Origin of the sequence: Paenibacillus sp. 2TAB26, assembly GCF_052115145.1 — a bacterium.
Lineage (GTDB): Bacteria > Bacillota > Bacilli > Paenibacillales > Paenibacillaceae > Pristimantibacillus.
Genome location: NZ_JBFRGC010000009.1, coordinates 229,173 through 242,447 on the forward strand (window position 1 = coordinate 229,173; position 13,275 = coordinate 242,447).

The following is a 13,275-nucleotide window of genomic DNA, read 5'->3' on the forward strand; positions in this document are numbered from 1 at the left end:
TGTCTATAAGAGAATCATTAATTCGTTTTACTACTCATTCATAAAGCCCCGTGCAGCTAAAACTCTAGCTGATGAAATGTTAACCTTTCACCCCAGCTACATTAAGTCCACCCATGATGTAACGCTGGAAAATAAGGAAAAATATTAGCGGCGGAACCATCGTAATCGAAAGCACCGCAAACTTCACGTTCCACTGAATCGTAGAGCCGGAATACACCACATATCTGAAAATACCTGTTGCAAGAGGATACATATCCTTCTCCAGCATAACAAGTGACGGCCAATAAAAATCATTCCATGTGCTGGAGAAATAGAAGATGATAAGCGTCATTAGGATAGGTACCGACAAAGGAATCGCGATTCTAATGAAGCATAGAAACTCACTAGCTCCGTCAATTCTGCCTGCTTCAAACAGTTCCTTATGCAGTCCATCGAAAAAGTTTTTCATGAGCAGCAAATAAAAAGCATTTGCGCCTGCTGGAAGCCAAAAGGCCCAGTAACTGTTTAGCAAACCTAAGCTTTGCAAGTTAAGGAAGTTTGGAATTAAATAAGTAGCAGATGGAATCATCAGAGTAGACAAGAAAAACAGCATAACCACTTTCTTGAAAGGTACCCGCATATGTGACAACGCGAATGACGTCATGCCAATAAAGACAAGCGCGAAAATGACCGTTCCAATAAAAATCATCAGCGTATTTTTCAAAAAATTAAGCATCGGAATAACATGCCATGCATCAATATAGTTATGCCACAGCCAATCCTTTGGGAAAAACGGCGCAGGGAAAGCAAAAAATTCCCCAGTCGTCTTCAGAGAGCTAAGCAGCGTATTCAGAAAGGGATACAGCATGGATACAATGATTATGCCGATAAAAAGCACCATCACAGCGTAACCAAGCTTTACTTGCCAACGTTTGAAATCAAATGACGAGATTATGGAACGCTCGGTATTTTTCATCCTTTTTCACTCCTATTCTGCACTTTCAGGTAGAAGAAGGAGAGCACCATCATAACGGCGAACATCATCGTACCCATTGCTGTTGCTTTGCCAAAATCCAAATAAGTGAATGCATTTCTGTTCATAAGCAGCATATAAGTTAAGGTCGCGTTGTCCGGACCTCCGGCAGTCATAGCCAGTTGTGCTTGGAAGCTTTGTGAGGTGTTTATGATTTGCAGTAAAAACATCAGGAACAGCAATGAGCGCAAATTAGGCAGTGTAATAAACTTAATTCGCTGCCATACGCTTGCACCGTCGATTTCTGCAGCTTCATACAGATCCCGCGGTATGCCGACGATTGAAGCCAAATAGATGAGCACCGCGCCCCCAAAGTTTTGCCACGTTTCCATAATAACGATCGAGATCATGGACATGCCTTTTGTAAAAAAATCAATTGTCGGCAATCCGATGCCCATCAGAAATGCATTAATTGGACCGATCGGATCATAAAACCAAACCCACATGCCATATAGCACGATAGCTGGTATTACACTTGGCAAATAACCCGCAACGCGAGCTAGTCCTTGAAATCTTCTGAGCTCCGATACAGCAATAGCAACTGCAGCAGGCACCCAAAAGCCAATGACTACGCAAAGCCCCATATAATACAGCGTATTTTTTATTGCGATATAAAAGTCACTTGAACTCGTAATATCGATGTAGTTTTGCAGACCAACAAAAACATTCCCTTTAACGAAATCCACCTCTTGAAAGCTGAACAGAACTCCCTTAATAATAGGAATCCAGAGAAAGAGCAAGAAAACGATAATTTCGGGAAGTACAAACAAGGCCCCCCACATATAGAGGTTCCACTTTCGCTTTTTCTTCGTGCTTATCGTTGATGCAATCGTTTGTGTTGCCATGATTCTCCCCCTCCCAAGGTGCAGCGATACTTATGATCACTTCTAATTTGAAAAAAAACGGGCCAATACCGAGGTTATTGGTATTGGCCCTTGGTGTCGCGGCTTATTATTGGATCGTAATTTTGTCGTAGAATTCCGATTGGACTTTAGCTGCTGCTTCATCCAACACTTTCTTCAAATCAACATCTTTTGTCGTGAATACTTTTTGAATAACGTTAGCCATTTCAGCATAGAAAGCTTGTGTTTCATACTGCGGCTCTGGCTTACCATCAAGCAAAGCCATCAAAGCAGGGTCATATGTGAACACGTTGTCGTGTTTAGCCAACATCGTATCCCATTTTTTACCGAACTCGGATTCTGGTGTCCAGTAGAAAATCGTTTGTGGAATATATACTTTGTTTTCTGCTTTACGTGTAGTGACTTCTCCATCGATTGCATTAATGAATTCGTCAGTGAAATACTCCGAAGTCAACCAGTCAAATGCTGTTTTTTGCTGTGCAGCATCTGCTTTAGGGTTGATGACTTTGAAGCTACCGCCTAGTACGCCAGTGTGCTTGCCGCCTTTAGTTACGGATGGGATCGGATAAATAACGACGTCGTCTTTGCTGATACCACCTGTGTTGATAGCTGCATCCGCTGCGTTGCCGCTTCCGCACATAACCATTGCACCACGGCCTTGGTTAAACAGGTTAAGTGCATCGCCGTAGCCTAGAGCCCAGTTTTTCGGAAGCACGTCAGCATCTTTTAGCTGCTTGTAAAACTCCAACGCTTTCAAACCTTGTTCACTGTTGAATGTTGCTTTTACTTTGCCGTTCTCAACCGTTTGAATGTCGCCGCCCGCTGCAAACAAGAAGTTCGTCCAGTTCCAGCCTGCTTCTGTGCCTTTGCCCATTGGGATAAAGCCAGCAATACCTTTAGCCGGATCGTTTACTTTTTTCGCCGTTTCAATCAGCTCTTCCCAAGTCCAATCAAGCGATGGAAGCGGAACGCCTTTTTCTTCGAAAATTTTCTTGTTAAGCGTAATTGTCATAACATAAGCATCTACTGGAATACCATAAATTTTACCGTCAACGGAGAACGGACCAGTCATAATTGGATTTAAATCATCTTTGTTTTTCCAATTTTCAATAAGGCTCGTAACATCAGCTGCCCAGCCTTTTTCTGCTAGAACACGTCCTTCTGTCAAATAAGCATTAAACTCTGTTGGCGCATTGTTAGCAGCCATTTTAATTCCGATTTCAGATGGATTGTACTGCCAATCATCCGTTTTGATCGTAACGTTAGGGTTTGCTTTTTTGAAACGCTCAATTTTCAGGTTCAACTGCTCTATAGCTTCTGTTCTATCCGGCGGTTGGCCTTGAACTGTAATTTCAACAGGCTCTGCTGGTTTCTCAGTTGCTGGTTGCTCCTCTGTTTTATTTACAGCTGCATTTGTTGCTTTTCCAGCATTTTCTTCTTTTCCTTTATTCCCGCCATTGTTACTGCCGCCGCTGCAGCCTGCTAGTACAATCATCAATACGAGCATGCTGATTACGATTCCCCTGATCTTCATCGTGTTAGTTCCCCTCTCAATTAGGTCTTTTGTTGCTTGCATCCTCATTATAAGTCAGCTTCTTCTCTCTACACGATGGTCGCTGTTACGGTTAAGGTGTGCGCTGTTATGATTTCGACATATCGTTCGACATATAAAAACTGCTCGCGCAGCAGCACGAGCAGAAATGTTATTTTTTTAAATCTGATAGATTATAGCCGAAATACTTTTTAAACATTTTGCTAAAATGCTCCGGCGACTCATAACCAATCTCATCTGCAATCTCGTATCTCCGCATATCAGTCGTAAGCAGCAGCCTTCTTCCCGCTTCCATTCTTTGCTTCGTCAAGTAATCCCATATCGTAATATTAAGCACCTTTTTAAATAAATAGCTCAAATAATTAGGACTTAGATGAACGGCGTCAGCAATGTCTTGCAGCTTCATTCCTTTTTTACTAAAATGTTTGTCTATGTAGCCTCTCGCTTCCTGAATATCTCCATTATGATCCTCTGTAGATTTTTTGTCTGACATATCCTCAGCCAAAAACACATGATGGTCATGATGAACCTCTGTCATTTTTAACGCGGATATCGCTTCCTTATAAAGCTCTGCCCAACTGAACAGCCCTTCCTTAATCGTACTAATCCCAATCGTGCATTGGACATTTAAGTATTCCAGCAGATGCGCATGAAGCTGTTGTCCGATCGTCGTCAGCAGGCTGCTCCTCATTGAATGGTCCAGCTCCTTCGCTGAAAGCTGCAGCACGACAGTCAGAGCTCCATTCGGTGAATAAAACAATAACTTATCCCAGCTGCTGATCGTTTCCTCTACCACGTTGTAGCAGGCATACTTAAGCAAATTCCGATCACGCAAGGACTGAATGTCTTTATCCGTTTTACCAGCGTTTTTCAAATGCAGCTGGATCGTAAATAAACTGAAGTAGGGGCCATCCATTTTTAATCCTAATGATTGAAATAAAGCTTCAACCTCCGATTCGCCAAGCCCTTCCGTAATTAACTCGTTAAGCAGCATATGCTGCTTTGGATTCGTTTCCTCCAAATAAAACTTGCGGTTGAACGCAGCATCAGATGCCGTACGAAGCTCACTTTCCTTATGTCTTAGCAAACCTCCAACTATTTGAATAAGCTGCTTCGGCATGACTGGCTTCACGATATACTCTTTGGCGCCGAACTTCATTGCTTTCTGAGCATAAGCAAACTCTCCATGCGCTGACAGCACGATAATCGGGACCGCACTATTTTCTACAAATATCGTTTCCATGAGTTCAATGCCGTTCATATGCTCCATCTGAATATCTGTAATGATCAAATCTATTTTTTCCAATCGAAAATAATCCAAAGCTTCAAAGCCATTGCCAGCCGTAAACAGCTCGCCGATTTGAATATCCGACTGCCTTAATATTGAGCTGATCCCTTTACAAATCATCGGTTCATCATCAACAATCAGTATATTATACATGCTCTTCCTCCCTCATGAGGTCATCTATGGTATGTGAGATTGGTATCGTAAGCTGAGCCCGAAGCCCGCCTTCCGCACGCAAAGCATATTCCAAACCGAATAACTCGCCAAAATGCAATTGAATTCGTTTATTGACGTTTCGAATGCCGTATCCCGCATCAGGATTTCTGCCTTCCAAAATATCATAAATGTGCGCAACATCCTTCAAGCGATATCCGTTGTCTTCTATTGCGATGACGATGCAATCCAGCTCCAACTTGATTGATATCCATAGCTCACCATCACTATCCATTCGTTTAATGCCATGCACGATTGCATTTTCGATAAGCGGCTGCAGTACAACCTTCGGAATTAGACAGCTCTTAGCTTCCTCTTGAATGATCCAATTGACATTAAAATTATAATCATAACGTTTTAGCTGCAGCCTTACATAAGCCTCTGCATGCTGCAGCTCTTCTTCAATCGTAATTAATGATTTGCCACGGCTAAGGCCAATTCGCATAACAAGAGACAGATCACGTACCATTTCCGCTGACTCGTCCGTTCCCTCAAGCGTCATCCGCCAATAAATAGACTCCAGCGTATTGTACAGCAGATGCGGATTGATTTGTGAGTGAAGGATCGATAGCTCCGCCTCCTTTTGCTTCAGCTCAAGCACATATTTATCGTGGATCGTTTCATTTAGCCGCTCTGTCATATCCATGAAATTATTGTTTAAAATCTCGATTTCATCTTTGGTTCGCTGTGGATATTGTGTTAAGCCAAGCGGTTTGCCTGGCTCATAAGAGCGTGTATGCCTAGCGAGTCTAGAAATTGGACGAACGATGGAACGAATAAAGTAAACACCTAATAGGAGCAAGAGCAGAAAATAACCCATCATCGAATAATAAACGAGCTGCTCAATAACCTCATGATCGCCGATTATAGATTGCAGCGGTGTTTTATAGAGCAGCTTTGTTTTACTTTGCTCGCTTTGATGAATGGCATATAGCCACTTTTTCCCATCAACCTCTAGCGTATAATATCCACCTTTGGAATTCGATACGTAGTCCGGCAACGGGAGGATCTTTCCGATGGAGTAGTTGCTTGTTGTTGAGATGATCGTATTATCTTCATTTAAAATCAATAATTCGCCATCCTTCGCCACATTATCAGGATCAAGATCACTTGCCAGCACACGTTCAAGTCCCGACGCGATCAAGTACCCAGCTTCTGGTGATCGCCCATTCGTTATGCTGTTCATTTGTTTAACCATAACAAGCGTCTCCAGATCGGACGGATTATCTCCGAATTGATGCAGTACCTTCAGCACTCCCCGTCCCTGTGCACGATAAGCCTCCTTATACCATGGAAGCGCATCCACATTTGTAGAGAAGTAGATGCCTCGCGTCTGCATATCCAAAGAAGGCACAAAAGAGTAAAGGCTTTCAGAATCCGGCATGAAAAAAGAATACGCTATTTTAGGAGATGTTTGTTTGAGCAGCATCTCATCCAGAGACGTGAATCGTCTAAAACGCTCGTAGGATGAAGACAACGGGATATTAAGCATTTCCTGAATTTCCTTGGTCAACATGATCGAATTCATGGTCTCTTCCATATGCATGATTGTTCGATCAATCGTTACATGACTCGATTCCACCCACTTCACCAGCGTCGAACCCACTTGCCGTTCCGTAATTTCTGCGACATTGCGCGAGACAACCCAATCCATAAAAATAACAGGTATAACGACTAGTGCAATAAACAACGCGATGAACCGCTGGAGCATTGTGAGATTAGTAAAGGATTCTCGCATCTATTATGCAGCCTCTCTCCATTGAATACTTCTTAAATCTTAATTGTAGCCGATAATACGCCCGCTTCCATGTTCAATATTATGTTTATTGTAATCGATATTCAGATCTTTTTTCGACATCTTTTTTCATAACATAATAAAATGGCCATCCTAACCGCAAAAAAAAGAGACTGTCCTTTGAGTAGATCACTCTACTTAAAGGACAGTCTCTAATGTGATGCTTTATATTTAGCCTTCGAGAAGAAGTGCTTCTGGATCCTCTAGAAGCGCTTTGACGGTTACGAGGAAGCGAACCGCTTCGCTGCCATCTACGATCCGGTGATCGTAAGACAATGCAAGATACATCATCGGACGGTTTTCCATACGAACGTCATCGATTGCTACTGGACGAATTTGAATTTTGTGCATGCCGAGAATACCAACTTGCGGTGCATTAAGAATTGGCGTGGACAGCAAGGAGCCAAATACGCCGCCATTCGTAATAGTGAAGCTTCCGCCTTGCAAATCCGAAATAGCAAGCGTGTTTGATCTTGCTTTGCCAGCAAGCTCAACGATATTTTTCTCGATTTCAGCGAAGCTTAGACGGTCCGCGTCACGAACGACCGGAACGACAAGACCTTCTTTTGCAGATACTGCAATGCCGATATCATAGAATTTTTTCGTAACAATATCTTCGCCGTCAATTTCAGCATTAAGCAGCGGGAATGCTTTAAGCGCACCAACTACAGCTTTCGTAAAGAATGACATAAAACCTAGGTTTACATCATTTTTCTCGAAGAAAGCTTGCTTGCGGCGTTTGCGCAAATCAAGAATCGCAGTCATATCCACTTCATTGAAAGTCGTCAGCATCGCTGCTGTGCGTTGTGCTTCAACTAAGCGGTTAGCAATCGTAACCCGGCGACGAGACATCCGTTTGCGTTCAGTCGGCTTCACATCTTTGCCTGCGTTAGCAGGTTCTGATTGTGTTAGCGGAGCAGATTTAACCGGAGTGGCAACCGCTGGTGCAGGTGCAGCAGCAGGAACTTGTCCTTGCGCTGAAAGATCAATGCCTTGCTCACGAGCACGTTTACGAGCAGCTGGCGATGCATTAATCGTTGCTGCACTTTCATTTGCAGAAGAGGCAACAGGCGCCGCTGGAGCAGCAGCTGGTGCAGCAGGAGCTGCAACAGGTGCTGGCTCAGCTGCCGGAGCAGCAGGTGCGGCTGAGCCGCCCGCTGCTTCTCCAATCGAACCGATCGCTTCGCCTACAAGTACAACTTCTCCGTCTTGTTTAGCAATGCGAGATACAACACCGCTATTGTCAGCGCTAATTTCTATGTTAACCTTATCGGTTTCAAGCTCTAGTAGGACATCTCCCTGATTGACGGAGTCGCCTTCCTTCACGAACCATTTGGTAATTGTGCCCTCAGAAATGGACTCGCCTAGTTCCGGTACAATAATTTCAGCCATTAGTCACTACCCCCTAATCAAACTTGTTTCAACTGGTTTGCCGTTCAATGCTGTCGAAATAATCCATTTTTGTTCTGCGGCATGTACTTCTTGGTGTCCGCTTGCAGTACTTGAACGATCAGGTCTGCCAACGTAGCGAACAGCTGCCTTCTTAGGAGCTAATGCGCGAAGACGCGGTTCCATGAAGCTCCATGACCCCATGTTTTGCGGTTCTTCTTGCACCCATACGATTTCTTCAAGCTTGTCGAATTGCTTCACAATACGTTCGATTTCTGCATGAGGGAACGGATACAGCTGCTCTACTCTTGCAACGCGCAGCCATTCATAATCTTCAGCATTTGTCGATGCAAGCGCCTCTTCAATATCGATAGCTACTTTACCTGTGCAAAGAAGCAAACGTTTCACTTTATCCTTCTGTTCCTTCGGCTCTGTCAGCTTGAATTGCGGAAGCACCGGCTTGAATGAGCCTTCGCTGAACGCAACACCATGCGACGCAACACGAGGGTTACGGATCAAGCTCTTAGGCGCCATTAGAACGAGCGGACGAACATGCTCCGTGCCAAGCGACGCTGCTTGCTTGCGCAGCAAGTGGAAATATTGAGCGGACGTTGAAAGGTTCGCAACGGTCCAGTTGTTATCAGCTGAAAGCTGAAGGAAACGTTCAAGTCTAGCGCTTGAATGCTCCGGTCCTTGGCCTTCATAGCCATGCGGCAGCAAAATCGTAATGCCTGATTTTTGCGACCATTTCGCACGGCCAGCTGAAATGAATTGGTCAAAAATAACTTGGGCAACGTTGGCAAAGTCACCATATTGCGCTTCCCAGATAACAAAGGTTTCAGGCGCAAATACGTTGTAGCCATATTCAAAGCCGAGTACTGCCGTTTCCGACAATGGGCTGTTATGAACGGCAAAGGATGCTTTCGCTTGCGGTAAAATGTGCAGCGGCGAGAACTTTGCTGCCGTCGCATTATCATTAAGCATGATGTGACGATGTGCAAACGTTCCGCGCTCCGAATCCTGACCGCTTAGACGAATAGGTGTACCGTCTGCAAGAATCGTTGCGAATGCAAGCGTCTCGGCATGTGCCCAGTCAACCTTTTCCCCATCGTTCAAAGCTGAAGCTCTGCGCTGCAAAATACGTTGAAGCTTCGTATATTCGGTGAAACCCTCTGGACGGTTAAGCAGCTCCAGGTTGATTTCACGAAGCGTCTCAAGCGGAACTGCAGTGCGTACTTCCTCGCCTGTAGGCAGCGTTGTTTTGTTTTGCTCACCGCGAAGCTTCGGCTCGCCTTCCTTCGCTTTCATTGCATCATAGGCTGCTTGCAGCTTGCCGTTCGTACGTTGACGCAATTCTTCAACCTGCGCTTCCGTAATCGCCTTCTCACCCTTCAACTGCTCGCTGTAAAGCACGCTTACGGTCGGATGATTGCGAACCTTTGCATACATCAGCGGTTGTGTTACTTCTGGATCGTCCATTTCATTATGGCCGAAACGACGGTAACCAATCAAATCAATAACAAAACCTTTATTGTAGCGGAGACGGTATTCACAAGCGAGGCGTACTGCTGCCAAGCAAGCTTCCGGCTCATCCGCATTTACGTGTACGATAGGAATGTCGAAGCCTTTCGCAAGATCACTTGCGTAATGCGTCGAGCGTGAATCAATGCTGTTCGTCGTAAAGCCAAGGCGGTTATTTGCGATAATATGAATCGTACCGCCATTGTGATAACCTTGCAGCTTGTTGAAATTGAGCGTTTCCGCAACAATTCCTTCTCCAATGAAAGCCGCGTCGCCGTGAACGGCAATCGTCACTGCTTTCGCTGGATCTTGTGTAGGCATTCCACGCTTGCTGCGATCTTCTTGAGCAGCGCGTGTGAAGCCTTCAACTACTGGATTAACAAATTCCAAGTGGCTCGGGTTGTTCGCAAGGGTAAGATTCGCACGAATCGTTTCGCCTTCCTTCACAGCTCTGTCAGCACCTAGATGATATTTTACGTCGCCGGTCCAGCCATAATTAAGGCCCATTGATCCTTCAGACGGAATAAGCTCTTTATTCGGAGCATGGTGAAATTCAGAAAATATTTTCTCATAAGGCTTGCCAAGTACATGCGTCAGTACGTTGAGACGACCGCGATGCGCCATGCCCATAAGGATATGGTTTGCTCCATCATGCGCTACGGAGCGGACGATTTCATCAAGCACTGGCACGAGCATATCTACGCCCTCAATAGAGAAACGTTTTTGTCCAACGAATGTCCGATGCAGGAAGTTCTCGAAATACTCAACTTCCATTAGACGCTCAAGCAGCGCTGAACGTTCTCTTGCAGACAGCGGTGCTGGGAAACTTCCCGACTCCGCCTGTTTGTTAAGCCAATTGCGTTCACTCTCATCATGAATATGTGTAAATTCATACGCCGCTGAACGGGTATAAATCTCTCTCAAGCGGTTGATTGCTTCCCAGCCATTCGAGATTGATGCTGGCGCATTATCCCAAATAAGCGATGCTGGAATAGAAGTTAAATCCGCTTGCGTAAGTCCGAAAGTTTCTGGCTCAAGCAGCTTTGTATCAGCAGCAGGGCTGAAGCCGAGCGGATCAATATCTGCAGCTAAATGGCCGTATCTGCGAATGTTCAGCATTAGCTGATGCGCAGCGACAACCTTTTTCAACATATTTGAATCAATCGGACCAGGTGCTGCTGCATGTGATGCAGCCTTTTGCTCGCTTGGCTTAGCCGTAATGCTCGGAGCTTCTCCTTGTAGTGTAGCCGGAGGTTCCCCGAAACGTACAAAAAGCTCACGAACTGTAGACTCTACGGAGTCTGGATCAGTTAAGAAACGCTCGTATTGCTCCTGCACATACCCAAGGTTGGGGCCATAGTAGCTTTGCCAAGGCGAATAATTTCGCTCATCATGGTTGCTCATTGCAGAAAATTCCACCCTCTCTATTCATTGCCATCCTATTATTTTCTAAGGCGATGCTCGCCATACATGCTCGCCAACTTGCACTTGCCTAAATCGTTTTCAATAATAATCAAGCAAACACTAATCCCTTAACATACAAAGGGAAAAGTAAGAAAAATGAACATGTGTCAAGGACACCGTTTTATAGCTCATATATATTCTAGTACATAGTACGCTCTCCATCCATAACCATATTGGCATCGATATCATCCATTTGAAGCATTGATTGTCTCTTTTGGACAACTAATTGAGCATTAATTCTGATCTTGCTGCTCGATTGCATCAATTGAAGGCTTTAGGCCGTTTTTCAGCGCTTCCTGTAAAAACAAAATCGATTCTCGGTTCTGGTATTCGCTTACCTCATGACCTGAAAAAGGATAATCATTGAGCTGCTTAAGCGATCGTATCCGATTGTATACGGCGTAGATGGTCTCTGGCATACACACGGTATCTTTCCAGCCAACCGACATCAACACCGGCGCCTTAATGCGTTCAGCCAAATTCAACAGGTCAAAATGAGCAAGCGTAGACAGCACTGCGTTAAGCCGTTCAGGATACCTTTTAATGTACTGAGCAATTTCCGTAAGCGAGCTCGTCGAATTCATTAGGCCAAAATCCATATGGCACATGTTCGGAATATCGGCAACGACCGCGCTTACCTTGGTGTTCAGCGCTGCAGCAAGCAATGACAATCCGCCTCCCTGACTAGCGCCAACAACCGCAATCCGCGACTCATCCACCTCATCCTGTAGGGCAGCTGTATCCACCGCTCTAACCGCATCCATTGTAATCGCCTGGTAGTAGCTGCGCTCGGTATTCGTTATTCCCTGTGAAACCCAGCCTTTGACGAAACCTTCATCAGAGGTTAGCAAGTTGCCTGTTTCGCCACCTTGCCCTCTAGCATCAACTGCAAATACGGCATATCCTAGCAGCAGCCATGCAGCATAACGCTCTGGTAGTCCCTTGTCGCCTGTATAACCCTGATAAATAACGACACAAGGCAGCTTCGCACCGTTTAATCCTTGCTGAGGTACGATGTATAACCCGTGAATAGGCGTATCATCTCCGCCTTTAAAAGTTAAACGCTCCGTTCTCACCGTTGTGATTGGAGTTTCAACCGTTTGTCTCCTCACATCAAGCGGCCTCTCTGCATAGCTGTTTAATACATTTTCCCAGTATTGATTTAACTCTTCAACATCCATCGTTACGGATGGCCGATAAGCTAATAAATCATTTTTCCTTCTATTTATTGCATGCATATAAGTATACCCCTATTCCACTATGTATTTTCGTTCCGACACACAAAGAAATTGTTCTTTGAGGCATAAATAAAATAAGCTATCTCAAGTTTAACTCATTGAGCCAAACCAAAAATAGCCTTTTTTGAAAATGAATTGTTCATTATATACCATAGGGCATAAACAGTTAGCAGATACATGTTTTTTTCTTAACTCCTGCTTTTCCCAAAGAAACTGTTTTTTGGATGTAATCACTAGCTAACGGGACCTTGCACGCTGTATTTCCGACATCTACATGTACCTTGCCGATGAATGCTGCAACGGCCTCTGCTTCTTCACGCAGCTCCGAGACATAAATACCGACAATCATCACGAAGGTGTTCATCGTATAACGAACACGATTTTGCTCCGTATGAATAGTTTCCTTTATTCTATTTAACAAAAAGCATATTTCATCAAAATCCAGCTGCTCGTCCGGTGTAATAGAGATGTAATTCGCATAAGTGCTCCAGCCGCACGTGGACACCATTTCTTCCGAGGAGTCTATCCATTCTAATGCCAGCTCATGGGCAAAAGGACTTTCCGCTGCGACACCTGCTACCGTATATTCTGCTGCCATGTACCAATAAGCTTGTTTGACCCATTGCTGCAGCGTCTCTTTAGCAATGGTTTTTGGATTAACTGAAAGTCCCGCCAAATACATCGCATCGCTATTACTGGACGCAAACAGCTTTAGCGCTAGCTCTTCGTCTTTTTTCACATATTTAACAAGCTTCTTCAAATCACCGATTTTCACACCAAAGAGCGGCTCCATCGCTCCATGACGAATAAAGGTCATTTTTGTTTGCTCATTGCCTAGCCGCTCTAATTCCTTCATTATCTCTTCATAGGTCATATGTCAGCCCTCCATTTTAGTCCACGTATTACTTCGCAAATAAAGGAGGTACGCCATGCGCGGCGAACC

General features: G+C 44.6%; 9 protein-coding genes. All 9 read right to left on the reverse strand.

Annotated features, from left to right (window positions below; all coding sequences use genetic code 11):
- Nucleotides 1-79: 79 nt before the first annotated feature.
- The gene (locus tag AB4Z50_RS12295; RefSeq protein WP_441879183.1) at nt 80-955 is read right to left on the reverse strand and encodes a carbohydrate ABC transporter permease; all 876 of its coding nucleotides are present in this window, start codon (nt 953-955) and stop codon (nt 80-82) included.
- Entirely contained in the window at nt 952-1,857 is a 906-nt protein-coding gene (locus AB4Z50_RS12300; RefSeq protein WP_441879185.1) for a carbohydrate ABC transporter permease, read from the reverse strand. Before AB4Z50_RS12300 ends, AB4Z50_RS12295 begins: the two co-directional genes overlap by 4 nt.
- A gap of 106 nt (nt 1,858-1,963) precedes the next feature.
- Nucleotides 1,964-3,409: an ABC transporter substrate-binding protein gene (locus AB4Z50_RS12305; protein ID WP_076267994.1), complete on the reverse strand. Its 1,446-nt coding sequence runs from the start codon at nt 3,407-3,409 to the stop codon at nt 1,964-1,966.
- A 169-nt stretch (nt 3,410-3,578) separates the two neighbouring features.
- Nucleotides 3,579-4,868 (reverse strand): response regulator, encoded by a 1,290-nt coding sequence (locus AB4Z50_RS12310; RefSeq protein ID WP_441879188.1) that lies wholly within the window; start codon nt 4,866-4,868, stop codon nt 3,579-3,581.
- Nucleotides 4,861-6,663: a histidine kinase gene (locus tag AB4Z50_RS12315; RefSeq protein WP_441879190.1), complete on the reverse strand. Its 1,803-nt coding sequence runs from the start codon at nt 6,661-6,663 to the stop codon at nt 4,861-4,863. Before AB4Z50_RS12315 ends, AB4Z50_RS12310 begins: the two co-directional genes overlap by 8 nt.
- A gap of 228 nt (nt 6,664-6,891) precedes the next feature.
- Nucleotides 6,892-8,112 (reverse strand): 2-oxoglutarate dehydrogenase complex dihydrolipoyllysine-residue succinyltransferase, encoded by a 1,221-nt coding sequence (gene odhB, locus AB4Z50_RS12320; RefSeq protein ID WP_441879192.1) that lies wholly within the window; start codon nt 8,110-8,112, stop codon nt 6,892-6,894.
- Between the two features lie 6 nt (nt 8,113-8,118).
- Nucleotides 8,119-11,034 carry a 2-oxoglutarate dehydrogenase E1 component gene (locus AB4Z50_RS12325; RefSeq protein WP_339207570.1) on the reverse strand — a complete coding sequence of 972 codons (2,916 nt, stop codon included), beginning with the start codon at nt 11,032-11,034 and terminating at the stop codon, nt 8,119-8,121.
- Nucleotides 11,035-11,327: 293 nt separating this feature from the next.
- Nucleotides 11,328-12,332 (reverse strand): acetylxylan esterase, encoded by a 1,005-nt coding sequence (locus AB4Z50_RS12330; RefSeq protein WP_441879194.1) that lies wholly within the window; start codon nt 12,330-12,332, stop codon nt 11,328-11,330.
- 166 nt (nt 12,333-12,498) lie between these two features.
- Complete coding sequence (locus AB4Z50_RS12335) at nt 12,499-13,206, reverse strand: DNA alkylation repair protein (protein ID WP_441879196.1); 708 nt, start codon at nt 13,204-13,206, stop codon at nt 12,499-12,501.
- Between the last annotated feature and the right edge of the window lie 69 nt (nt 13,207-13,275).